Raw genomic sequence first — 22,172 nt, forward strand, 5'->3', positions numbered from 1 at the left:
CTGCTGCCGGGGCGGGGCTCGCCACCCAAATGCCCGTGGAACCGGGCTACTTGAGCGGTGCTACTTGACCGGGGTAACCGGGGCCATCTCGTCGACGATGCCGGGGTGGTCGCCGATCCACTTCTCGACGCCCTTGTTCTCGTTGCCCTTGCCGGCTTCCTGGATGTCCTGCTCCAGGCCGCCGAGCTCGTCGGGGGTCCTCTTCCAGTTCTTCAGCCAGCCGTAGAACTCCGGGAACTTCTTCGGGAAGCTCTTGTTGCCGAGCGGCTTGATCTGGTTGTTGGACGAGGTCGGCTCGCCTTCACCGGTCGCACGGTGGATCTCAACCGGGACCACTCCGGCTGCGCGCCCGCCCGCCTTTATACGGCGCAAACACAACGGTGATCCGGCTCACGTCCGGTTCGCGTTTGGGGCATACGGCATCATGCGGGGTGTGAATCGACGCCTGATGCTCCTCGACACCGCCTCCCTCTACTTCCGCGCCTATTTCGGGGTACCGGAATCGGTCAAAGCCCCGGACGGCACTCCGGTGAACGCGGTACGCGGTCTGCTGGACTTCATCGCCCGGCTCGTCCAGGACCACCACCCCGACGATCTGGTCGCCTGCATGGACTTCGACTGGCGCCCCCAGTGGCGGGTCGACCTGATCCCGTCGTACAAGGCGCACCGGGTCGCCGAGGAGGCCCCCGCCGGCTCCGCCGAGCCGGACGAGGAAGAGATTCCGGACACCCTCTCCCCGCAGGTCCCGGTGATCGAGGACGTCCTCGACGCGCTCGGCATCGCCCGGATCGGCGCGGCGGGCTACGAGGCCGACGACGTCATCGGCACCCTGACCGCGCGGGCGAACGGCCCGGTCGACATCGTCACCGGCGACCGCGACCTCTTCCAGCTCGTCGACGACGCCCGCGGCATCCGCGTCCTGTACCCCCTCAAGGGCGTCGGCACCCTCCAGATCACCGACGGGGCGCTGCTGCGCGAGAAGTACGGGGTGGACGGCCCCGGTTACGCGGATCTGGCGCTGCTGCGCGGCGACCCCAGCGACGGGCTGCCGGGGGTGGTGGGCATCGGCGAGAAGACCGCGGCCAAGCTGCTGGACGCGTACGGCGACCTGGCCGGGATCCGGGCCGCCGCCGGGGACCCGGCCAGCAAGATCACCCCGGCGCAGCGCGCTCGGCTCACCGAGGCTGGCTCCTATCTGGACGTCGCGCCGAAGGTGGTGCGGGTCGCCACCGACGTACCGGTTCCGGACTTCGACCCGGCGCTGCCCGGCGAACCGGCCGATCCGGAGCGGCTGGAGGCGCTGGCCGCGCAGTGGGGGCTGGGTGGCGCATTGCAGCGGTTGCTCGGCACGCTCCAGCGGTGAGCTGTTAGGTTAGGTAAACCTAATAAACGGGGGCACCCAGCGGGTCCACCCGTCGTCGACCGCGTCAGGGGAGATTGCCGTGGCAGCAGAGCGTCCGGCCCGCAGAACACCCACCCTCCACCGCGCCCGGGTACGGCGCACCGAACGGCTGAGCCCGCACATGGTGCGGGTGGTCCTGGGCGGCGAGGGACTGGCGGCATTCGCCGCCGGCGAGTTCACCGACCACTACATCAAGCTGGTCTTCCCGCTGCCGCACATCCGCTACCCGGAGCCGTTCGACATGGCCCGGATCCGGGCCGACCTGCCGCGCAACCAGTGGCCCAGGACGCGTACGTACACCGTGCGCTCCTGGGACCCGGCGGCGCGCGAGCTCGCGGTGGACTTCGTCGTGCACGGGGACACCGGACTGGCCGGGCCGTGGGCGGTGGCCGCCCAGCCGGGCGACGAGATCGGCTTCCTCGGCCCCGGCGGCGCCTACGCCCCGGACCCCGCCGCCGACTGGCATCTGCTGGCCGGCGACGAGAGCGCCCTGCCGGCCATCGCGGCGGCGCTCGCCGGCATGCCTGCGGACGCCGCGGTGCACGCCTTCATCGAGGTCGCGGGCCCTGAGGAGCAGCAGGAGCTGACCGCTCCGGCCGGCGCCCGGATCACCTGGCTGCACCGCGGCGCCGCCCCGGTCGGCCGTGAACTGGTCGCCGCCGTACGGGCGTTGACGTTCCCGGAGGGCCAGGTCCAGGCGTTCGTCCACGGTGAGGCGGGCTTCGTCAAGGAGCTGCGCCGGCTGCTGCGCATCGAGCGCGGCGTCCCGCGCGAGGATCTGTCGATCTCCGGCTACTGGCGCACCGGCCAGGACGAGGACGGCTGGCAGGCCGGCAAGCGCGAATGGAACCAGCAGGTGGAGGCCGAGCAGGAGACGCCGACGGCACTCGCCTCCTGACTCCCTTCCCCCTACTGCTTTCCCCCTCCCGCCCCCTGCTCTCCCCCTCCCGCGGCGCGGCTCAACGCCGGGCCGCGCAGCCCGCCTTGCTCTCCCCCTTCGGCGTCCTGGTCTTCCTGGGCCTGCGGGCGGTGGTGCGGCGGCGGGCCGGGGTGGTCAGCGGTGCCGGGGCGCCACGATCTCGGCCAGTTCGGCCAGCGTCTGCGCCGCCTCGGGACCCCGTGCGCTGAGCACGATCTCCTCGCCGCAGCGGATGCCGATCGACATCAGCGACAGCACACTGCGCGCCGAGACCTCCCGGGAGCCGCCCCCGGGACCGGACCCCGGCCGGGCGCGGCGGACGGTCACCACCGCCGCGCTCCGGCCCGCGGTCTGCGCGAAGACGGCGGCGGGGCGGGCGTGCAGCCCGGCCGGCTCGGTGACGACCAGGCGGCATTCGACCACCTCGTCCCCGGGGTCCGATTCCGCCACCGGCGCGGCCCCGGTCAGGATCCCGGTGAGCCGCGCCACCACCTGCTCCTCCTCGTCGGCCGTCAGCGGGCGCGGGTCGACGGCCAGCCGCCCGGCCGCCATGTGATGCCCCCTCAGGAAGATCGGCGGGTCGCCGGCCGCCAGCTCCGCCGCCAGGCCCGCCGCGTCCCGCCCCGCCGCCTCCGGATCGATGGTCAGCTCGGCGCGGTGGATACCCCGCCCGGCCGGGTCCCGTACGACCCGGGCCGACACCCCCGGCAGCCCGTCCAGCCGCGCCACCAGCCGCGCCATCCGGGATCGTTGCGCCGCCGCCCGCCCGGCCGCATCCGCGCCGCCGGCCCCGTCGTACGCCCGCACCGCCTGGACGAGGCCGAACACGGCCTCCTTGCTCACCTTCATGGGACGGCCGATGCCCCCGTACTGGGCGCGGCAGGCGGCGATCAGCTCCGCCCGCCCGCAGACCAGTCCGGAGGTGGGGCCGCCGATGGCCTTGCCGCCGCTGTAGACGACCAGGTCGGCGCCGGTGGCCGGCCAGTACCGCAGGTCCTCCTCGGCCGCCGCGTCCACGATCACCGGCACCCCGTGCGCCCGCCCGATCGCCACCACCATCTCCAGCGGCACCTCGCCGCTCTGCACCGCGTGGTGCGACTGGACGTACAGCAGCGCGGCGGTGCGCTCGGTGACGGCGGCCGAAAGGTGCTCGGGACGCACCGCGTTGACGCTGCCGACCTCCACGGGACGGCCGCCGCCCAGGGCGATCATCTGGGTCAGCGGGGCGCCGAAGTGGACCGCGTGCCCTTTCTGGAGCACCACCTCGTCGGGGGCGTCGCCGGCGTCCGGCAGCCGCTCGATGCGCGCCGGGTCCGTACCGGCGATCAGCGCGGCGACCGCGATGGCGATCCCGGCGGCGGCGCCGGTGGTGGGGCAGGCGTCCTCCGTACCGGTGGCGCGGGCCAGCTCCCGGCCCGCGGCGGCCAGCAGATCGTCCATCACCACATGGCTGCGGGCCGCCTCGCCCATCGCGGCGATCACCGCCTCGTCGAGCCTGCTGCCGCCGAGCACGGTCAGCTTGCCGGCGGCGTTGATGGCGGGGGTGACGCCCAGGTCCTCGTGGAGGGTGCTCATGGTGGGGTGCCTTCCGTCAGCGGTGGTGGTCGGTGCGCCGGGCCGGACCGACTCCCTTGTCCTCTCCCTCACTTCCCCGTGATCGGGAAGAACACCCCGAAGAGCATCGCGCCGAGGACCGCCCCACCGGTGAGCGGCTTGCGCCACCGGTAGAAGAGCGCCGCCCCGAGCGTGGCGCCCAGGCCCACCGGCAGCGACGCGGTGGCCGCGGCGATGATGACGAGCGGGCCGAGATACCGTCCCGCGGCATTGCCGGCGCCCATCATCACATCGGCCCCGAAGGTCGACCCGCCACCGCCGGCGGAGTGCACCGTGGCCCGGCGGACCGCGAGGACGACCGCACCGATCAGCGCGCCCAGTACGGCCCCGGTGGGCACCGCCAGCCAGAAGTGCTCCAGCGGGGCGGTGACCCCGGCCGCCAGCAGCAGCGCCGGGATGCCGATGCCGACGCCGGTCTGGAGGGAGCCGCCGATGTCCAGGATGCCGACCATCGGCCCCTCGACGACCCGGGCGAAGAGGAAGCCCGCGCCGAAGGCCGCCGCCGCGCCGTAACTCCCGGTGTCGATACCGGCCTTGAGCAGCGCGGTGACCGCGACATCGCTGAAGGTGCCGGTGCGGTGGACGTAGTACAGCTGCGTCCCGGCGAAGATGCCCGCCGCCAGACACGCCGCGAAGAGCGGAAAGGCCCCTTCGGAGAGCCAGAAGCCCCCTTCCCCGGGGGCGTCCCGTGGCCCTTTCCCCCTCGCTCCGCGCCTCCTCACGTCGCCGGTCCGGTACCGGTGCAGTGGTGTATCTGCCGCAGCCACCGCGGCACGTCGGCGTGCATCTGGTGCAGCAGCTGGAGATCGACACCGCGCAGCACCGCACTGACCGCGAACAGCGCCACCACCGCCCCGCACAGCACCCTGGTGACCCGGGTCCAGCCCAGCTCGTCGACGCCCTTGCCGACGACGATGCCGAGCACGATGCCCGGCACCGCGTTGCCCATCACCACATGCGCCAGCCCGCCGAGCGCCGTGCCCCAGCCGCCGGTGCGCCGCCCCGCGTCGACTGCCGCCATCCAGAAGACGACCGGCATCACCGGGTTGATCAGCCACGCCGACGCCGGTCCCAGGACGTCCGCGGCGACCTGCTGCAAGGAGTGCGGAACGGCCGCCGCGGTGGTGTTCAGCACGGTCACCAGGACGAGGCCGACGGCCGCCCCGACCACCGCCATCCGCCGCGGGTCGTGCAGCGTCCCGGCGGCCCGCCGGCTGCCGCGCCGGGCCATGGACAGCGCCGCCGCCCCGTGCGGAACGATCCGGTGGTCCACGTCCGAGGTCAGCGCACCGGTGCCGACGGCGCTCGCCCAGGCGTGGAAGAAGAAGCCGAGCCCGAAGGAGAAGTGCGCGGCGGGGTCGTTCTCGCAGGCGTTCAGCTCGCCCAGGGTGCGGAAGGCGCCCATGCCCTGCACGGTGGGCGCGTGGAACATCCGGGCCACGCCGGCGCCCGCCCCGAAGCCGATCAGGGCGCCGATGACCATCGACTCCAGCGCGACGGTGGCCGTCCGGCCCAGGGCGATGCTCACGGTGGTGTGCCCGACGGCGTACAGGAGGCTGCTCATCACAGGTGTCCTCACCTCAGGTCATACGGGTGTCCTCACCTCATGCGGAGCGCGTGCTGAAGGAGCGTCAGCCGCTCCTCGCGGACGGTGAAGGCGATGGCGTCCGGATCGAGCGCGGCGACCCGCACCTCGATCCGCAGCGTCAGCTCGTACCGCCGGCGCTCCCGGGGGAACAGCAGCCCCAGGAACCGTTCCGTCCACCGGTGCTCGACCGCCGAGACGACCTCCACGGCCAGCGGCTCGACCCGGTAGCAGACCCCGTCCACGGCCTTCCCGACCGCCGCGGAGACCTGGTGCAGCGCGGCGGCGAACGCCCGCTCCCGGGTCGGCCCGCCGCCGCTGACCCGGACCGTGCGCCGCTCCTCGTTCACGCCGGCTCCCCCAGCTTCCGCAGCAGCGCCTCGGCCACCTGGTAACCCAGCTCCTCGGTGTCCAGGAACCCGAAGCCGAGCACCGTCCGGCCCTCCTGTACGGCGGTGACCCCGGCCTGGGCCGAGCGCAGCCCGAACGCGATGTCGTGCCCGTACCGGGTCCGGGCGGTCACCGCCCCCGCGCCGCCGCTCCCGCAGAACGAGATCCCGAGCGCCGCCCCCTCGGCGGCCATCACGTCGCCGACCTTCATGTCCGCACCGGGCCCCGGGATCAGCACCGGTACGGCACCCGCCGCCCGGATGCCGTCGGCGACCGCCTGGCCCTTGCCGAGCCGGTGCCCGATCACGATCTTGACTGTCATGCGGTGCTCCCTTGTCGTGGAGTCGGCCGGTTGCCCGGCCCGCCCTGCCGGGCCATCGCCAAGTGCAGGGCCAGCAGCAGGACTTCGGCGTCCCGGGCGCAGAAGCCGAGGGGCGCGCAATACGTGTCGATCGCCGTACGGGCCGCGGCCAGCAGCCGCGGCGCGAGCTCCTCGGCCAGCGCGGCGTCCAGCGCATCCAGGTGGTGGCCGCACCGCACCCGCCGCACGAACCCGAGGGCGTGCACGGCCAACGCCAGCCCGCGCTCGTCGTCGAACGCGAGCCGCTCCGCGGCGGCCCGCTCCGCGATCAGCGGCAGCAGCCGGGCGAGGTCCCGGCGGTCCGCCTCCGTCACCGGGTCATCGCCGGCCGCCACAACGGCGGCCAGCCGCTCGACGAGGGCGGCGACCCGCTCCATGCCCGTCATTCGGCGGCCTCCCGCACCGGCACCAGCCGCCCCGCGCGTACGGCCGCGACCGGCATCAGCCACCGCCGCGACCCCCGGCGGTCCCCCGCCGCGTCGACCAGCCACCGCGGCCCGGCCGCCGCACCCACCTCCAGCACGGTCAGATCGGCCACCGCCCCGACCCGCAGCGTCCCCAACTCCCCGTCCTTTCCCAGCACTTCGGCCGGCCGGGCGGTGACACACCGGATCACCTCCGGCAGCGGCATCCCCAGCGCCAGCAGCTTGCCCATCGTGGTGGTCAGGTCGTGCACGGGTCCCGCCGCGTTCCGCAGGTGCAGATCGGTGCTGATGGTGTACGGCCGGATGCCCGCCGCCAGCGCCCGTTCCGCCGTGCCGAACGCGAAGCTCGCACTGCCGTGCCCCACGTCGAGCCGCACCCCCCGCTCCAGCGCCGCCCGCACCTGCGGCAGCGGCTCCGGGCCGCCCCCGAACAGCCCGCCGGCCTTCCCATGGAACGCATGGGTGACCACATCGCCCGGCCCGAGCAGATCCAGCACCGCGCCCAGCGCCGGCGGCCCGTTCCCCACATGCACCATCACGGGCACCCCGCACGCCTGCGCCACCTCACGGGCGACCCGCAGCGGTGCCAGGCCGCTGCCGCCGAGCGCCGAGCGGCTCATCCGCACCTTGAGCCCGCGCACCGTCCCCCGCTCCCGGGCCAGAATGCCGGCGGTGGCATCGGGATCCAGATCGGCCGCCCCGCCCGCCAGTTCACCGTTCCCTCCGACCAGCCCGTGCCGCGCGACATTGAGCCAGCTCAGTACCCGGGTGCCGGCCGGTGCGACGACCGACGCGGCGAAGTCCGCCCAGTCGTCGCTGCCGCAACTCCCCGCATCGGCAACGGTGGTGACGCCCCGTTCGATCCCCGCCCGGTCGGCCGGGAGCCCCAGATCCGTTGCCCCTCCGTAGACATGGGCGTGCAGATCGATCAGCCCCGGGGTGACCAGCAGCCCGCTCGCGTCGTACACCTCGGCGCCCGCCGCGGACAGCGTCCCGGGCGCGCCGACCGCGGCGATCCGCCCGCCGGCGACGGCCAGCTCGCCCGGCGTCAGCGTCCCGGCCTCCGGGTCGGCCAACACCCCGCCGCGCAGCAGCAGTTCACATCGGGCGTCGGGACCGGGCGGGGACGGCGGCATGGTTGCGGGCATACCGGCGGCCTTTCGCTGCGAGCGTCGCGTCGTGCCTTCCGCGGGGACCTTCCGTAGGGAGAGATGCACGCCGTGCGGCCCCGGCAAACCAGGCCCTGGCCGCGGGTCCGGCGCGGGGCCCTTGTCCGGTAAATGGTTGACGACGCATGGATCTGCCTGTTCCACTGGCTGCATGCGACCTCGGCAACGGCTGGTCACCCGGGACCACATCGACTTCGGTCGTGTGTGGTCGGCCTCCTGTTGCCGCTGACTTCTCGACCCCGCCACCGACACCCAGGCACCTTTCACGAGAAGACGAGGCCGTACCCATGCCTGTCGAGTTCCTCGGCATCGCCGCGACCAACGACGGATCCGAAGTCACCCCCCGATCCGGCGTCTCCTTCGACAAGGAGTACACGCTCAAGCTCGCCCGCGCCCACGAGGACCACGGCTGGGACCGGGTCCTGTTCGCGTACGGATCCGGCTCCCCCGACCCCTCCCCGGCAGCCGCCTATGTCGCCGCCCGGACCGACACCCTCCAGATCCTGGTCGCGCACCGCCCCAACGTCTCCTACCCGACGTTCGCGGCGAAGACCTTCGCCACCCTGGACCACATCAGCGACGGCCGGCTCGCCGTCCACTTCATCACCGGCGGCAACGACCACGAGCAGCGCCGCGAGGGCGACACCCTCACCAAGGACGAGCGCTACGCCCGCACCCGCGAGTACATCCGGATCGTCAAGAAGATCTGGACCACCCACGAGCCCTTCGACCACGAGGGGACCCACTACCGCTTCCACGACTTCGTCAGCGACACCTTCCCCGTCCAACAGCCGCATCCGCAGGTCTCGTTCGGCGGCTCCTCGCCCGCGGCGTACGCGGCGGGCGGCGCCGAGGCGGACATCTACTGCCTGTGGGGCGAACCGCTGGCGCAGACCGCCGAACAGATCGCCTCGGTCGGAGCGGCGGCGCAGGCGGCCGGCCGCAGCGACGTCCCCCGGATCCAGGTCGCCTTCCGGCCGATCATCGCGCCCACGGAGGAGCTGGCCTGGGAGAAGGCGCACCGCACCCTCGGCCGGATCAAGGCGCGCAAGGCGGGCGGCCCGCCGAGCCGCCGCCATCCGCTGACGAGCCCTCAGAATGCCGGCTCGCAGCGGCTGCTGGCGGTGGCCGCCGAGGGCGAGCGGCACGACCGTGCGCTGTGGACGCCGACCGCCGCGGAGACCGGCGGCGCCGGCAACTCCACCGCCCTGGTCGGCACACCGGAGACCGTGGCCCAGGCCCTGCTGGACTACTACGACCTGGGCGTGAGCGTCCTCTCCGCCCGCGGCTACGACCTCCTCGACGACGCCATCGACTTCGGCCGGTACGTCATCCCGCTCGTCCGGGAAGAGGTCGCCAAGCGGGACGCGGAGCGGACGGCGGCCGAGCCGGCTTCGTAGGGCCTGTCCGGGCGGGCCATGGCCGGGCCGTCGCGACGCATCCCGCCGCGACGGCCCGGCACCACAGCCGTACGAACCGGCCGGCCCGCCGCTACCCCACCGACGAATACGCCACGACCCCGCGCAGCACCCCGTCCATGGCCTTGCGGGCGGACCGTGCGACCGTGCCCTCGGGGGGTGCCGCCGTCGCGATCTGCCCGAGGACGTCCACCAGTTGCTTGCACCAGCGGACGAAGTCGCCGGCGGGCATGTCCGCCTCCTGGAGCACCTCGTCCAGACCGAAGCCGGAGGCCCAGCGGTACGCGGCCCAGGCGAAGCCGAGGTCCGGCTCGCGCTGGCCGACGCCCTCCGCCTGGCTGATCTTGTGGTCCTCCTCCAGGGCGTCCAACCGGCCCCAGATGTGGACCATCTCCGCCAGCGCGTCCCGCGCCCTGCCGGCCGGCAGCTTGGGCGCCACCGCGTCGTCCGCCTGCCGCGCCTCGTAGACCAGCGCCGAGGCGCAGGCCGCCAGCTCCGCCGGACCCAGGCCCTCCCAGACCCCCGCACGCAGGCATTCGCTGGCCAGCAGGTCCAGCTCGCCGTAGAGCCGGGCCAGCCGGCGGCCCTCGTCGGTGACGGTGTCGCCTTCGAGGTAGTCCAGCTCGGTCAGCAGCGCGCAGATCCGGTCGAAGGTGCGCGCGATGGTGTTCGTACGCCCCTCGATCCGCCGCTCCAGCTGGCGGGTGTCCCGCAGCAGCCGGTGATAGCGCTCCGCCCAGCGGGCGTGGTCCTCGCGCTCGTCGCAGCCATGGCAGGGATGCGCCCGGATCTCCGTCCGCAGCCGGCCGATCTCCCGGTCGTCGGCCGCCTCCGCCCGCGGCCTGCGGTGCCGCGAGGGCACCAGATGACCGGCCTTGGTGCGCAGCGCGGACGCCAGATCGCGCCGCGACTGCGGGCTGCGGGCGTTGAAGGTGCGCGGGATCCGCATCCGGTCCAGCGCGGTGACCGGCACCGGGAAATCGATCGAGGCCAGCCGCTTGACCTGCCGCTCGGCGGTCAGCACCAGCGGCCGGGGCCCGTCCTGGGCGTCGAAGCCGCGATGGCCGTTGGTCCGCCCCGAGGGCATGCCCGGGTCCAGCACCAGCGCCAGGCCCGCGTACTTGCCGGTCGGCACATGGATGACATCGCCGGGCTTCAGCTTCTCCAGCGCCGCCGCTGCCGCCGCCCGCCGCTGCACCGCGCCCTGCTTGGCCAGCTCCGTCTCGCGGTCCTTCAACTCCCGCCGCAGCCGGGAGTATTCCTCGAAGTCGCCGAGGTGGCAGACCATCGAGCCGCGGTATCCGGCCAGTCCCTCCTCGTTCTTCTGCACCTGCCGGGAGATCCCGACCACCGACTTGTCCGCCTGGAACTGCGCGAACGACATCTCCAGCAGCTCCCGCGAACGGTGCCGCCCGAACTGCGAGACGAGATTGACCGCCATGTTGTACGACGGCTTGAACGAGGAGCGCAGCGGATACGTCCGCGTCCCGGCGAGACCGGCCAGCGCGCCCGGATTCATGCCGCGCTGCCAGAGCACCACCGCATGGCCCTCGACGTCGATACCGCGGCGCCCGGCGCGGCCGGTCAGCTGGGTGTACTCGCCGGGCGTGATGTCGGCGTGCTGCTCGCCGTTCCACTTGACGAGCTTCTCCAACACCACCGACCGGGCAGGCATGTTGATGCCCAGCGCCAGCGTCTCGGTGGCGAAGACGGCCTTGACCAGGCCCTTGACGAACAGCTCCTCGACGACCTCCTTGAACGTCGGCAGCATGCCGGCGTGGTGCGCCGCGATGCCCCGCTCCAGGCCCTCCAGCCACTCGAAGTAGCCCAGCACGTGCAGGTCGTCGTCCGGGATGCCGGCCGTCCGGGCCTCGACTATCCGGCGGACCTGCTCACGGCCCTCCTGGTCGTTGAGCCGCAGGCCGGAATACAGGCACTGCTGGACGGCCGCCTCGCACCCGGCGCGGCTGAAGATGAAGGTGATGGCGGGCAGCAGCCCTTCGTTGTCGAGCCGCTCGATCACCTCGGGCCGGCTCGGCGTCCAGATCCGGGCCCGCTGGCGCCGCTCGCGCTCGCGGTCCGCCTCGCGCATGTTCCGCCCGCGGCGCTTGTCGCGGCCGAAGGTGGGCCGGCTGTTCTCCATCCGCGCCAGCCGCTCCAGATCGGGGTTGACCTCCCGCCGGCCGCCGCTCTGCCCGTCCCGCTCCTCGAAGAGGTCGTATATCCGGCGGCCCGCGAGGACGTGCTGCCACAGGGGCACCGGGCGGTGCTCGGAGACGATCACCGCGGTGTCGCCGCGGACCGTGTCCAGCCAGTCCCCGAACTCCTCGGCGTTCGAGACCGTCGCGGACAGTGACACCAGCGTCACCGACTCGGGAAGATGGATGATCACCTCTTCCCAGACGGCGCCGCGGAACCGGTCGGAGAGGTAGTGCACCTCGTCCATGACCACATGGCCCAGGCCCACCAGCGACTGCGAGCCCGCATAGAGCATGTTCCGCAGGACCTCGGTGGTCATCACGATCACCGGGGCATCGCCATTGACGCTGTTGTCGCCGGTCAGCAGGCCGACCTTCTCGGGGCCGTAGCGCTTGACCAGGTCCTGGAACTTCTGGTTGGACAACGCCTTGATGGGCGTGGTGTAGAAGCATTTGCGGCCCTGCTCCAGGGCCAGGTGGACGGCGAATTCGCCGACGATCGTCTTGCCGGATCCGGTGGGAGCAGCGACCAGCACACCCTTACCGGCCTCCAGGGCCTGGCACGCCTCGACCTGATACGGGTCCAGCTCGAAGTCGTACAGCTCCCGGAAAGGGGCGAGTGCGGTGGCCTGCTCGGCCGCCCGGAGCTTGGCGGCGGCATAGCGCTCAGCAGGGGACATGTCCTCGGTCATCGTGCTTACGAGCCTACCGGCCACCTCTGACAACGACCCGATCTTTATGGCGGGCCTTTACCCGGCTCACCCGGCATCCGCCCCTCTCCCCCGCACAAGCCGACGGCCCCCGGCTCGAAGAGCTCGGGGGCCGCAAGGCCGGTCCACGGAGCGTCACTTCACGTGACGCGGCGACTACGCATCATCTCCCGCGCGCCGCCCGCTCACCGCCGTTCACGTCGCGTCGTCGTAGCCGCCGCGGCGGCTGCCGTCGTTCTCGCCGCTCGACTGCTCCGGCAGCATCCTCTGGGAGGAGACCGGCTCGATGGCACCGACGTCCGACGGCGTCAGATCCAGCTCCGACGCCTCGTCGTCGGACAGACCCGCGTTCGGGTCGGCGAGCTTGCGGCGGCGGTCGTTGAGGAGGCAGATGCCGACGGCGCCGAAGTACAGCAGGATGATCGGGGCGGCCAGCAGCGACATGGTCAGCGGGTCACCGGTGGGGGTGGCGACGGCCGCGAAGATCGTGATGCCCAGCACCATGAACCGCCACCAGCTCAGGATCCGCTGGCCGGTGAGTACCCCGCCCTTGTTGAGCAGCACCAGCAGCAGCGGCAGCTCGAAGGAGAAGCCGAAGACCAGCACCATCCGCGTGACGATGTCGAAGAAGTCGTCGGCCGGGAAGAGGTTGGACCAGTTCTCGGGGGTCAGTCCGACCAGTGCGGCGGCGGTGGTGGGCAGCACCGCGTAGGCGAGGTAGGCACCGCCGAGGAAGAGCGGTACACCGGCGGCGACGAAGCTCAGTGCGTACTTCTTCTCGTGCTTGTGCAGACCGGGGGCGAGGAAGGCCCAGAGCTGGTAGAGCCACAGCGGGCTGGCGGCGACCAGTCCCACGGTCAGCGACAGCTTGAGCATGATCGTGAACGGCGCGATGAAACCCTGCGCGACGATGTTCGCGCAGGGGTGGCCGCTGGCCGCTGAGCCGCCCTTGGGGCAGCCGACGGCCGCGATGGTCGGGCCCGTGATGAAATCGGCGATCGCCCTGTACTTGAGCGCCGCGATGATGGTGACCACAAGGATCGCCAGCACCGATTTCAGCAGCCGGTTGCGCAGCTCACGCAGATGCGCCGCGAGGGGCATCCGCCCCTCGGGGTCCTTCTCCTGCTTGCGGGCAGACTTGGGCAACCCACTTCCTCGTCTCGTGCGTCAGCCGTTCCGACGGCGTCGGGACGGCTGGATCCGGCTCGGTCAGCTCTGGGTGGTGCGGTTCGGCTCGGCCACGGGGCGCGAGCTGGCCACATCACCGGGCGCAGCCTGAATCGTACGAGGTGCCTGGGGTGCGGCGTCGGCAGGAGCCTGGGTCGAGGTGCCGCTCTCAGCCGCCCGCTCCGCCTCGCTCTCCTTCTTCATCGCCTTGGCCTCGCTCTTGAGGATGCGGGCCGACTTGCCGAGCGAACGCGCCATGTCGGGAAGCTTCTTCGCGCCGAACAGCAGGAAGACCACGGCGAGGATCAGCAGAATCTCGGTGGGCCTCAGGTTGGCTAGCATGTGCGACTACCTTCTCGCCGGGGCGGCGTTTCCTGTGGTGCCTGCCGATGGGGTCGGACTGGTGTCCTGATGGTGCCTCGATCGTAACGTTCGGTGGTGAACGTCCGGCAATCCCCGTGCGTATTCCGGATTGCCCGCGCCACCGCGCGACCTGACCCGCTGGTGCAGCCTACCTTCCGGGATCTCCACGGAGCAGAGCGCCGCAGTCAGTCACGGCGGGCATCGTGCATCCGGGAGGCGAGCGGGACCGCGGCCCGCTCCAAGTCCTGTGCGGCCCGCTGGATCCGCTCCGTGGCCGTACCGACCTGCCGGGCCAGCCGCCGTACCTCGACGAAGACACGGACGGCGAGGACGCCTAGGACGGCGATCCCCAGGAAGCCGAGGGCGATTGCGATCATGGGCCAGAGCATGGGGCGAGCCTATCGGTCGGGCCGCCACCGGGACGGCCGCCACCGGAGCGGCCCACGCCGGACCCGCCTGCGCCGGACGTACGGCGGTGCCGCTCCGGAAGCCGGCCGGGTGCGCTCGGCCCCTCAGCCGATGTGCAGCCGCAGCGTCCGCACCCCGCCGCCGGTGAGCAGCTGCACGATGCGCTCCCCCGCCGGCCTGCGCACCGCCCGGTCGCACTCGGGGCAGGTGAAGGAGTAGAAGGTGGTGCGGCTGCTGGCGCCGATCGCCAGCCGGAAGGCGTCCGAGGCCAGTTCGAAGCGGCCCCGGCAGTCCGGGCAGGCCGCCTTGAAGAGCACCGGAGCGGTCATGCCCGCCAGGGTGGTCGTCGCCATCGTGGTCGTCATCCTTCGCTGTCTCCTGCGGTCATCGGTGCGCCCGCGCGGTCCGGGCTCACCCGCCGTACGCCGCGAGCGCCTGCCCGGCCGCCTGCCGGGCGCTGTCCGCGAGCTCCGCGGGAGACACGATCCGGCCGTCCCGGCCCAGCCGCAGCGCCAGCCGCCGCAGCGACGCCGGGTCGGGGGTGCGCAGGGTGATCCGCAGCCCGCCGTCGGGGAGTTCGTCGGCCCGGTCGTGCGGGTAGTACTCGGCGACCCAGCGCCCGCCGGGCCCGACCTCGATCACGACCTCGGGGTCCTCGGCCGCGGGCTGCACCAGCCCCTCGGACAGATCCCGCAGCTCGACGGGCGGCGGATCGGCCGGCGCGTCCAGCAGCTTGATCTCGGCCACCCGGTCGAGCCGGAACGTCCGCCGGGCCTCGGAGAGCCGGCACCACGCCTCCATGTAGGTGTGGCCGACGGCGAACAGCCGGATCGGGTCCACCTCGCGCTCGGTCAGCTCGTCGCGTGCCGGGGAGTAGTAGCGCAGCCACAGCCGGCGGCGCTCGGCGATGGCGCGGTCCACATCGGCGAACACCCCGCCCTCGGACTCGAAGGTCACCGACAGCCGGGAGCTGGCCCCGGCCGCCTCGCCCGCCGCCGCCTCCAGCTTGGCGGTGGCCCGCAGCAGCGCCTGCCGGTCGCCCTCGCGCAGCCCGGGGAGGGTGGCCACCGCACGCGCCGCGACCAGCAGCGCGGTGGCCTCGTCGGCGGCCAGCCGCAACGGCTCGGCGACGTCGTCGGGGTTGTGCCACCAGATGCGGTCGCCGTCCGTGTCGATGTCCAGGAGGTCACCGCCGCGGAAACTCGTCCCGCACATCGGCAGCACGTCGAGGTCGCCGATCAGCTCGTCCTCGGTGATGCCGAAGGCGCGGGCGACATCGCCGACGCGGGCGCCGGGGCGCTCGCGCAGATACGTCACCAGCGACAGCATCCGGCGGGTCTGGTCGATCGCGTTCGTCGCCATGGAGTCCGCTTCCCGTCCCTCTCAGCCCTTGGCCACGGCGCGCAGCCGGTCGATGACGTCGGCGCGCAGCTCCGCGGGTTCCAGTACGACCACATCGGGCCCGAACTCGACGAGCCAGGCGTCCAGTCCGTGCCCGTACGGGATCTCCAGCTCGTCCCAGCCGCCGCCCAGCGCGCGGACGGTCAGCGCCCGGGCGCGCAGCGGATAGCCGTGCTCGGCGCGGAGTTTGATCCGGGCGGTGCCGGTGGCGGTCTCCCCGGCCCAGCTCTCGACGGTCTCGCGGACGGTGACGTGGTCGGGCACCGGAGCGGTGAACGCCCCTTGCCGGGAACGGACCTTGCCGGTGATCCGGGACAGCCGGAAGACCCGCTCGGCCTTCCGCTCCCGGTCCCAGCCGGCGACGTACCAGTGGCCGCGCCAGCACTCCAGGATCCACGGCTCGATGTGCCGCTGCTCGGGGCGCGCGGCATTGGACTTGCGGTAGTCGAAGACGACCGGGCGGCGGTCGCGGCAGGCCAGCATCAGCGGCTCGAAGGCGGCTTCATGGGTCGGGATCCGCGGTTCCAGGGCGCTGTGCGGCTGCCCGGCGTCCACGTCCCCGTCGTCCCCGGCGAGCGGCATCCCGGCCGCCCGCAGCTTCTGAAGGGCGCCGCTGGCCGCGCCGGCGAGCCGGGCCTGCTGCCAGACCTTGGCGGCGAGCCCGAGGGCGGCGGCCTCCTCGGCGTCCAGGGTGATGGGGGGCAGCCGGTTGCTGTCGCGGCGGGCGAGATAGCCGACCTCGCCGTCGATTCCGTCGACGGTCTCGATGACCAGGCCGAGTTCGCGCAGATCGTCCTTGTCCCGCTCGAACATCCGGTTGAAGGACTCGTCCCCACCGGCCGCAGTGCCTCCGGGCCTACCGACCGAAGCGCTTCCCGGTCTACCGACCCCAGCACTTCCCGGTCTACCGACCTCGATGTAAGCCTCGATCGACGTCCGCAGCTCGCGCTTGGACAGCGGGCGTCGCGTCCCCAGCAGGCACAGCGCCAGACTCATCAGCCGCTCGGCCTTGGCAATCGCCATCGACGCCCTTTCTCGTTGAGCTCCCGACCGCTGACCGTACCGTCCTGTGTGCGTGCGGCAAAAGCCGAGGGCCCATGCCATCCAGCATGGGCCCTCGGAGCGTCGGACGGGGTCTCAGACCGCGACCAGATCGCAGACGAAGATCAGCGTCTCGTTCGGCGCGATACGGCCGCCACCGGCGCCGCGCTCACCGTAGGCGAGGTGCGGCGGGATGGTCAGGCGACGCCGGCCACCGACCTTCATGCCCTGCACACCCTGGTCCCAGCCCGGGATGACCTGGCCGGCACCGAGCTGGAACTCCAGCGGCTTGCCGCGGTTCCAGCTCGCGTCGAACTCCTCACCGCTGCTGAAGGAGACGCCGACGTAGTGGACCTTGACGAAGTCCCCGGCCTTGGCGACCGCCCCGTCGCCCTCCTTCAGGTCCACGATCTCCAGCTCGGTGGGAGCCGGGCCCTCGGGGAAGTCGATCTCGGGCTTGTCGATGCTCACGAATGTGCTCCTACTTACGAATCTTTACGATTACCGGGCCAGTCTTGCAGATCTTGCGGCACCCGCCGTCAGACCGTGCCGACGATGTCCACCACGAAGACCAGCGTGTTCTTCGCCAGCTCGTGCTCCGGGCTCGCGCCGTAGCCCAGCTTCGGCGGGATCACGATCTCCACCCGGTCCCCGACGTGCTTGCCGACCAGCGCCTGGTCCCACCCCTGGACGACCTGCCCGGTCCCGATCTGGAACGCCGTCGCGCCCCCGTGGTCCCAGGACGAGTCGAACTTCTTGCCGTCCTCCCACTTCACACCGGTGTACTGGGCGATCAGCCCGTCACCGGCCTTCACCTCGGCGCCCTTGCCCTGGATCAGCACCTGCTGCTTGAGGTCCGCGGGTGCCTTCTCCCCCTTGGGGATGGTGATCGTCGCGGCCTTGGCGTCCTCGGCCTTGACCTCCGGCATCCCGTCCTCCGGCGCCGCCTGGGTGCCCTCGGCCTTCGCCTTCTTGTCCACCTTCTTCGCGCCGACCACATCCACGACCCACACGAGGCCGTCCTCCGGCTTGATGCCGGACTGCGGGTTCAGGCCCTCGCCGATCAGCGCCTTCGCGCTGCCCTCGACCTCGAACCGGCCGCCGACCTTCTGCCCGGCCACCGCGGTCATGACCTTGGGCGGCAGCATCTGCTGCGTCATCTGGTCGGTGACCTCGCTGACCACCTGGGTCCGCGGCGCACCCGGCTTGGCGCCCGGCTGGGGCGTCCAGCTGCTGCCGAGGTTCTGGCCCTTCATCGTCTGCGCGACGAAGTCCAGCCGAACCAGATCACCCTTGTTGACGACCGCGCCCTTGCCCTCGATGAGGGTCTTGGTGACGGCCTTGTCGGCCGGCTTGGCGTTCTTGGGCACGGTGATCGTGGGCTTCTTGCCCGCGGTGCCCGTCACCTTGACCACCGCTTCGCCGGAGGTCTTGCCGTCGTCGGACCCGCAGGCGGCGGTGAAGAGCAGAACGGGCACGGCCAGCGCGGCAACGGCGCGACGGGTGTGCTTGGTGAACGAACGGGGGAAGCGTCCCCCGGGAGAATTCAGCATCTGTCCAACTCGGGCTCGTGGGGTAGATGGGCAATGGCCGCCACTCTACGACCTGTGCCTGTGGCGGTTTCCCGTCACCACACACGCAATGCGCCGGGAGCATTCCGCTCCCGGCGCACCGCCTGGCATTTCCGCCGGTCACATCCCGGCGATCAGCTTCTCCACCCTGTCGTCGACGGAACGGAACGGGTCCTTGCACAGGACCGTGCGCTGCGCCTGGTCATTGAGCTTCAGATGCACCCAGTCGACCGTGAAATCACGCCGCTGCTCCTGCGCCCGGCGAATGAAGTCACCGCGCAGCCGCGCACGTGTGGTCTGCGGCGGCACCGACTTGCCCTCGAAGATCTTCAAGTCGTTGCAGATCCGCTCCGCCTGCCCCTTCCGCTCCAGGAGGTAGTAAAGCCCCCGGCGGCGGTGGATGTCGTGATAAGCGAGGTCTATCTGCGCCACTCTCGGGTGGGACATGGTGATGTTGTTCTTCGCGCGGTAGCGCTCGATGAGCTGATGCTTCATCACCCAGTCGATCTCGGTGGAGATACGGTCCAGTTCCTCGTCCCGGATCGCCTCCAGCGTACGGCCCCACAACTCCAGGACCCGTGCGACGGTGCCCGTCCGGATTCCGCGCCGATCGCAGAAGTCGACGGCCTTTTCGTAGTACTCCTGCTGGACTTCGAGCGCCGACGCCTCGCGCCCGCTCGCCAGCCGCACCTTGCGCTGTCCGGTGATGTCGTGACTGACCTCGCGGATCGCCCGGATCGGGTTCTCCAGCGTCAGATCGCGCATGACCGTGCCCGCCTCGATCATGCGCAGGACGAGATCGGTGGCGCCGACCTTCAGCATCATCGTCGTCTCGGACATGTTCGAGTCGCCGACGATGACGTGCAGCCGGCGGTAGCGCTCGGCGTCCGCGTGCGGCTCGTCGCGGGTGTTGATGATCGGCCGGGAGCGGGTGGTCGCCGAGGAGACGCCCTCCCAGATGTGTTCGGCGCGCTGGCTGACGCAGTACACGGCGCCCCGCGGCGTCTGGAGCACCTTGCCCGCGCCGCACAGCAGCTGCCGGGTGACCAGGAACGGAATGAGGATGTCCGCGAGCCGGGAGAACTCACCGTGCCGGGCGACGAGATAGTTCTCGTGGCAGCCGTAGGAGTTTCCCGCCGAATCGGTGTTGTTCTTGAAGAGGTAGACGTCGCCCGCGATTCCCTCCTCGTGCAGGCGGCGTTCGGCGTCGACGAGCAGACCTTCGAGAATGCGCTCACCGGCCTTGTCGTGGGTGACCAGCTCGGTCACGTTGTCGCACTCGGGAGTTGCGTATTCCGGGTGCGAACCCACGTCCAAGTACAGGCGGGCGCCGTTCCGCAGGAAGACATTGCTGCTGCGGCCCCATGACACGACACGGCGGAAGAGGTACCGCGCCACCTCGTCAGGAGACAGTCGGCGCTGTCCCCTGAACGTGCACGTGACGCCGTACTCGTTCTCCAGCCCGAAAATGCGGCGGTCCATGACTGAACATTACGCCTGATGGCCTGCTCTGAAACCGGGTTCGACAGCCCCGTTTCGATCATTTTCCGCCGGGCGCGCACCCGCTGTACGCTGCACCGGATCACCCAGAAATCGCTTCGTCGACAAAAGGACGAGCAGCGCGGCGATCCCGCCGGCCCCGGCGACCGCGAACCCGGCCGCCGAACCGCCGGCCTCCACCACCGGGCCCACCACCGAGGCACCCACGGCCGATCCGACCCCGAACGTGGTCACCAACCAGGAAAACGCCTCCGTCACCGTCCCCTTGGGCGCATGCCGGTCCACCACCACGAACGCGCAGGCCAGCGCCGGCGCCAGGAACACCCCGGCCACCCCCGTCAGCGCCGTCATCCCGGCCACACCCGGCACCAGCGCCAGCGGCAGATACCCCAGCGCCAGCAGCGCGACGAGCAGCCGCAGCCGCCCTTCGGGACGCCCCGGCCACTCCCGGGCGCCGTAGACGATGCCGCCGGCCAGCGCGCCGACGCCGAGCGCGGAGAGCAGATAGCTGGAGATCATCCCGCCGCCGTGCTCATCGGCGTACGCCACCGCCGCCACCGCGATCGACCCCAGCGCCAGCCCGACGAAGAAGAACGTGCCGATCAGCACCAGCATCCCGGCCGAGCGCAGCGCCCCCAGCCAGTGCGCCTCGCGCGGCCCGCTGCGCCATTCCCGGGAGGGCTCGGAGACCACGACGGACAGCGCACCGAGCACCCCGAGCGCGTTGATGACCAGCAGCGCCGCGCCGGCCGACCAGGCCGCCACGCACAGCGTGACCAGCAACGGCCCCACCGCGAACATGACTTCCTGCGCCACCGCGTCCAGCGCGTACGCGGCGTGCACCCGGTCCGCGCGCTGGAGCACCCCCGGCCACAGCGCCCGCAGCCCTCCTTCCAGCGGCGGGGTGAAGAAGCCGGCGATCACCACGGCGGCATAGGCGAGCCACAGCGGATCGATCCCCACGGCCGCCAGCAGCGCCATCCCGAGCGCGGAGAGCACCGAGGCGGGCAGCATCACCCGCGGCTGCCCGTAGAGGTCCACCGCCCGTCCGAGGAGCGGCTGGCCGATCGCATTGCAGACGCCGTAGGCCGCGGAGAGCGCTCCGGCCAGCGCGTAGCTGCCGCCCTCGGCACGGACGAAGAGGACCACCGCGAGCGGCGCGGTGGCGTTCGGCAGCCGGCCCACCAGGGTCCCCGCCAGCAGCCGGGCCGCATGCCGGGTTCTGAGCAAATCCGCATATCCGGCGGCCATACCTGCCCCTCTCCGTCCGGGCCGGCCCGGACGTGTTACGTATAACTTCCGGCGTCATACGTACCATGGCGGCAATCCGCGGGTCCACCCCGCAGCGGACGGAAGCAAGGAGTGACCCCCCGGTGACCAGCAACGAGGCCGCGCAGCCTCCCGGTGCGAGCACCGGCTCCACTGGAGCGGCCGACGCCGCGCCCCCTCGTAGCCCGGCCGCCGCCGGCCGCGTCACCAGCCGCGATGTCGCCCGCGCCGCCGGCGTCTCGCAGGCCGCCGTCTCCCTCGTCCTCGGCGACAAGTGGCGCGGCCGGGTCTCCCCGGGCAAGGCCGACGCCGTCCGCGCCGCCGCCCGCGAGCTGGGCTACCGCCCCAACCTCGCCGCCCGCAGCCTGCGCATGGGCCGCACCCGTACGGCGCTGCTCGTCGTCCCCGCGCTGACCACCGAGTTCTTCGCCCGGGTCTACACGGGCGCCGCCCGCATCGCCGCCGACCACGACTTCGGCGTGGTCCTCTACCCCTCCCCCGAGGGCATCGGCCCGGCCCGCGACCCCTTCGACTCGGCCGCCGCCACCCTCGACGGCGTCATCGCCTCCTCCATGGCCGCCGACGCCCTCACCCCGCTGCGCACCGCCGGCCTGCCCCTGGTGATGCTCGACAGCGACCCCGCCGACACCCGCGCCACCGCCACCGTCAACCTCGACATCGCCGACGGCGTACGGCAGTTGGCCGGCCACCTCACCGGCCTCGGGCACCGCCGCATCACCCATCTCGCGGCCGATGTCGACTCCTGGACCTTTGCCGTCCGCGCCGGGACCCTCACCGACGCCCTGGCCGGCGTCCCGGGCGCCGTGCTGTGCCGGCAGCCGGCCGCGCTGAGCGTCGCGGCCGGACTCCGCGCCGCGCACACCGCGTTGACCGCCCCCGGCCCCCGCCCCACCGCGCTCCTCTGCGACGACGACATCATCGCCGCCGGCGCCTGCAAGGCCGTGCGCCGCCTCGGCCTGCGCATCCCCGAGGACATCTCGGTCACCGGCTTCGACGACCTGGCCCTGGCCGTCGCCGTGGAACCGGAACTGACGACCGTACGGCTCCCCGCCGAGGAGTTCGGCGAGGCCGGTATGCGCGCCCTGATGGCCGTACTGGACGGCGTCCCCGCCGACGCCCCGACGCTCCCCGTCACGCTCGTCCCGCGCGGCTCCACGGCCCCGCCGCCGGGCGACCCGCACAACAGCGCGCGCCCCGGCGGGCGATGACCCACCGGGGCGCGCGATCCGGGCACACCGGC

At 72.2% G+C, this 22,172-nt stretch carries 23 protein-coding genes; 4 read left to right on the forward strand and 19 right to left on the reverse strand.

The genetic code is table 11. The features are described 5' to 3' along the window. Positions 1–60: 60 nt before the first annotated feature. A complete protein-coding gene (locus IEZ17_RS24695; RefSeq protein WP_229852605.1) occupies positions 61–336 on the reverse strand; it encodes a glycine betaine ABC transporter substrate-binding protein in 276 nt (91 codons plus the stop codon). Positions 337–448: 112 nt separating this feature from the next. Between IEZ17_RS24695 and IEZ17_RS24700 the strand changes: the two genes are divergently transcribed. Together IEZ17_RS24700 and IEZ17_RS24705 are read left to right on the forward strand one after the other, a co-directional pair. Next, positions 449–1,363, forward strand: coding sequence for a 5'-3' exonuclease (locus IEZ17_RS24700; RefSeq protein ID WP_189303794.1), 915 nt, complete (start codon positions 449–451; stop codon positions 1,361–1,363). A gap of 79 nt (positions 1,364–1,442) precedes the next feature. Continuing rightward, positions 1,443–2,300, forward strand: coding sequence for a siderophore-interacting protein (locus tag IEZ17_RS24705; RefSeq protein ID WP_189303629.1), 858 nt, complete (start codon positions 1,443–1,445; stop codon positions 2,298–2,300). Between the two features lie 156 nt (positions 2,301–2,456). Here the strand turns inward: IEZ17_RS24705 and IEZ17_RS24710 are convergent, their stop codons facing one another. The 7 genes from IEZ17_RS24710 to IEZ17_RS24740 all read right to left on the reverse strand — a co-directional run bounded on the left by IEZ17_RS24710 (position 2,457) and on the right by IEZ17_RS24740 (position 7,844). Next, positions 2,457–3,896, reverse strand: coding sequence for a DgaE family pyridoxal phosphate-dependent ammonia lyase (locus tag IEZ17_RS24710; RefSeq protein WP_189303631.1), 1,440 nt, complete (start codon positions 3,894–3,896; stop codon positions 2,457–2,459). Positions 3,897–3,964: 68 nt separating this feature from the next. Next, a complete protein-coding gene (locus IEZ17_RS24715; RefSeq protein ID WP_189303633.1) occupies positions 3,965–4,657 on the reverse strand; it encodes a DUF4310 family protein in 693 nt (230 codons plus the stop codon). After that, positions 4,654–5,499: a DUF4311 domain-containing protein gene (locus IEZ17_RS24720; protein ID WP_189303635.1), complete on the reverse strand. Its 846-nt coding sequence runs from the start codon at positions 5,497–5,499 to the stop codon at positions 4,654–4,656. Before IEZ17_RS24720 ends, IEZ17_RS24715 begins: the two co-directional genes overlap by 4 nt. Positions 5,500–5,534: 35 nt before the next feature. Next, a complete protein-coding gene (locus tag IEZ17_RS24725) occupies positions 5,535–5,870 on the reverse strand; it encodes a DUF4312 family protein (protein WP_189303637.1) in 336 nt (111 codons plus the stop codon). After that, positions 5,867–6,232 carry an SFCGS family glycine-rich protein gene (locus tag IEZ17_RS24730; protein ID WP_189303639.1) on the reverse strand — a complete coding sequence of 122 codons (366 nt, stop codon included), beginning with the start codon at positions 6,230–6,232 and terminating at the stop codon, positions 5,867–5,869. Before IEZ17_RS24730 ends, IEZ17_RS24725 begins: the two co-directional genes overlap by 4 nt. Continuing rightward, the gene (locus IEZ17_RS24735; RefSeq protein ID WP_189303641.1) at positions 6,229–6,657 is read right to left on the reverse strand and encodes a hypothetical protein; all 429 of its coding nucleotides are present in this window, start codon (positions 6,655–6,657) and stop codon (positions 6,229–6,231) included. Before IEZ17_RS24735 ends, IEZ17_RS24730 begins: the two co-directional genes overlap by 4 nt. Beyond that, the gene (locus IEZ17_RS24740) at positions 6,654–7,844 is read right to left on the reverse strand and encodes an amidohydrolase/deacetylase family metallohydrolase (RefSeq protein ID WP_189303642.1); all 1,191 of its coding nucleotides are present in this window, start codon (positions 7,842–7,844) and stop codon (positions 6,654–6,656) included. The genes IEZ17_RS24735 and IEZ17_RS24740 overlap by 4 nt, the downstream gene beginning before the upstream one ends. A 308-nt stretch (positions 7,845–8,152) precedes the next feature. On the opposite strand from IEZ17_RS24740, the gene IEZ17_RS24745 reads away from it, so the two are divergent. Then, positions 8,153–9,265 (forward strand): LLM class flavin-dependent oxidoreductase, encoded by a 1,113-nt coding sequence (locus IEZ17_RS24745; RefSeq protein WP_189303645.1) that lies wholly within the window; start codon positions 8,153–8,155, stop codon positions 9,263–9,265. 91 nt (positions 9,266–9,356) lie between these two features. Here IEZ17_RS24745 and IEZ17_RS24750 read toward each other — a convergent pair whose 3' ends face one another. From IEZ17_RS24750 to IEZ17_RS24800, 11 genes are all read right to left on the reverse strand, one after another. Further along, complete coding sequence (locus IEZ17_RS24750; protein WP_189303647.1) at positions 9,357–12,173, reverse strand: DEAD/DEAH box helicase; 2,817 nt, start codon at positions 12,171–12,173, stop codon at positions 9,357–9,359. Between the two features lie 213 nt (positions 12,174–12,386). Beyond that, complete coding sequence (tatC, locus tag IEZ17_RS24755; protein ID WP_189303649.1) at positions 12,387–13,337, reverse strand: twin-arginine translocase subunit TatC; 951 nt, start codon at positions 13,335–13,337, stop codon at positions 12,387–12,389. A 63-nt stretch (positions 13,338–13,400) separates the two neighbouring features. Next, entirely contained in the window at positions 13,401–13,700 is a 300-nt protein-coding gene (gene tatA, locus IEZ17_RS24760) for a Sec-independent protein translocase subunit TatA (RefSeq protein WP_189303651.1), read from the reverse strand. Between the two features lie 206 nt (positions 13,701–13,906). Next, positions 13,907–14,110, reverse strand: a complete 204-nt coding sequence (locus IEZ17_RS24765; protein WP_189303653.1) for a hypothetical protein — start codon at positions 14,108–14,110, stop codon at positions 13,907–13,909. 123 nt (positions 14,111–14,233) lie between these two features. Further along, positions 14,234–14,494 carry a hypothetical protein gene (locus IEZ17_RS24770; protein ID WP_189303655.1) on the reverse strand — a complete coding sequence of 87 codons (261 nt, stop codon included), beginning with the start codon at positions 14,492–14,494 and terminating at the stop codon, positions 14,234–14,236. Positions 14,495–14,540: 46 nt separating this feature from the next. Continuing rightward, on the reverse strand, positions 14,541–15,491 hold the full coding sequence (locus tag IEZ17_RS24775; RefSeq protein WP_189303657.1) for a helix-turn-helix transcriptional regulator: 951 nt from the start codon (positions 15,489–15,491) through the stop codon (positions 14,541–14,543). Positions 15,492–15,512: 21 nt separating this feature from the next. Then, positions 15,513–16,553, reverse strand: a complete 1,041-nt coding sequence (locus IEZ17_RS24780; protein WP_189303659.1) for a helix-turn-helix transcriptional regulator — start codon at positions 16,551–16,553, stop codon at positions 15,513–15,515. Between the two features lie 114 nt (positions 16,554–16,667). Continuing rightward, the gene (locus tag IEZ17_RS24785) at positions 16,668–17,042 is read right to left on the reverse strand and encodes an FKBP-type peptidyl-prolyl cis-trans isomerase (protein ID WP_189303661.1); all 375 of its coding nucleotides are present in this window, start codon (positions 17,040–17,042) and stop codon (positions 16,668–16,670) included. 68 nt (positions 17,043–17,110) lie between these two features. Beyond that, the gene (locus tag IEZ17_RS24790) at positions 17,111–18,124 is read right to left on the reverse strand and encodes an FKBP-type peptidyl-prolyl cis-trans isomerase (protein ID WP_189303663.1); all 1,014 of its coding nucleotides are present in this window, start codon (positions 18,122–18,124) and stop codon (positions 17,111–17,113) included. A gap of 138 nt (positions 18,125–18,262) precedes the next feature. Beyond that, entirely contained in the window at positions 18,263–19,624 is a 1,362-nt protein-coding gene (pafA, locus tag IEZ17_RS24795) for a Pup--protein ligase (RefSeq protein ID WP_189303665.1), read from the reverse strand. A 9-nt stretch (positions 19,625–19,633) separates the two neighbouring features. Beyond that, positions 19,634–20,893 carry an MFS transporter gene (locus tag IEZ17_RS24800; RefSeq protein ID WP_189303667.1) on the reverse strand — a complete coding sequence of 420 codons (1,260 nt, stop codon included), beginning with the start codon at positions 20,891–20,893 and terminating at the stop codon, positions 19,634–19,636. A gap of 122 nt (positions 20,894–21,015) precedes the next feature. Between IEZ17_RS24800 and IEZ17_RS24805 the strand changes: the two genes are divergently transcribed. Further along, positions 21,016–22,140, forward strand: coding sequence for a LacI family DNA-binding transcriptional regulator (locus IEZ17_RS24805; protein ID WP_189303669.1), 1,125 nt, complete (start codon positions 21,016–21,018; stop codon positions 22,138–22,140). The last annotated feature ends 32 nt before the right edge of the window (positions 22,141–22,172 follow it).

The sequence above is a fragment of the Streptomyces albospinus genome (assembly GCF_014648695.1).
Lineage (GTDB): Bacteria > Actinomycetota > Actinomycetes > Streptomycetales > Streptomycetaceae > Streptomyces > Streptomyces albospinus.

Bases quoted from the DNA above. Each gene is read 5' to 3' on its own strand.
- IEZ17_RS24700 (WP_189303794.1), top strand. From the start codon at position 449: ATGCTCCTCGACACCGCCTCCCTCTACTTCCGCGCCTATTTCGGGGTA.
- IEZ17_RS24710 (WP_189303631.1), bottom strand. From the start codon at position 3,896: ATGAGCACCCTCCACGAGGACCTGGGCGTCACCCCCGCCATCAACGCC.
- IEZ17_RS24720 (WP_189303635.1), bottom strand. From the start codon at position 5,499: ATGAGCAGCCTCCTGTACGCCGTCGGGCACACCACCGTGAGCATCGCC.
- IEZ17_RS24730 (WP_189303639.1), bottom strand. From the start codon at position 6,232: ATGACAGTCAAGATCGTGATCGGGCACCGGCTCGGCAAGGGCCAGGCG.
- IEZ17_RS24735 (WP_189303641.1), bottom strand. From the start codon at position 6,657: ATGACGGGCATGGAGCGGGTCGCCGCCCTCGTCGAGCGGCTGGCCGCC.
- IEZ17_RS24740 (WP_189303642.1), bottom strand. From the start codon at position 7,844: ATGCCCGCAACCATGCCGCCGTCCCCGCCCGGTCCCGACGCCCGATGT.
- IEZ17_RS24745 (WP_189303645.1), top strand. From the start codon at position 8,153: ATGCCTGTCGAGTTCCTCGGCATCGCCGCGACCAACGACGGATCCGAA.
- IEZ17_RS24750 (WP_189303647.1), bottom strand. From the start codon at position 12,173: ATGACCGAGGACATGTCCCCTGCTGAGCGCTATGCCGCCGCCAAGCTC.
- tatA (WP_189303651.1), bottom strand. From the start codon at position 13,700: ATGCTAGCCAACCTGAGGCCCACCGAGATTCTGCTGATCCTCGCCGTG.
- IEZ17_RS24765 (WP_189303653.1), bottom strand. From the start codon at position 14,110: ATGCTCTGGCCCATGATCGCAATCGCCCTCGGCTTCCTGGGGATCGCC.
- IEZ17_RS24770 (WP_189303655.1), bottom strand. From the start codon at position 14,494: ATGACGACCACGATGGCGACGACCACCCTGGCGGGCATGACCGCTCCG.
- IEZ17_RS24775 (WP_189303657.1), bottom strand. From the start codon at position 15,491: ATGGCGACGAACGCGATCGACCAGACCCGCCGGATGCTGTCGCTGGTG.
- IEZ17_RS24780 (WP_189303659.1), bottom strand. From the start codon at position 16,553: ATGGCGATTGCCAAGGCCGAGCGGCTGATGAGTCTGGCGCTGTGCCTG.
- IEZ17_RS24790 (WP_189303663.1), bottom strand. From the start codon at position 18,124: ATGCTGAATTCTCCCGGGGGACGCTTCCCCCGTTCGTTCACCAAGCAC.
- pafA (WP_189303665.1), bottom strand. From the start codon at position 19,624: ATGGACCGCCGCATTTTCGGGCTGGAGAACGAGTACGGCGTCACGTGC.
- IEZ17_RS24800 (WP_189303667.1), bottom strand. From the start codon at position 20,893: ATGGCCGCCGGATATGCGGATTTGCTCAGAACCCGGCATGCGGCCCGG.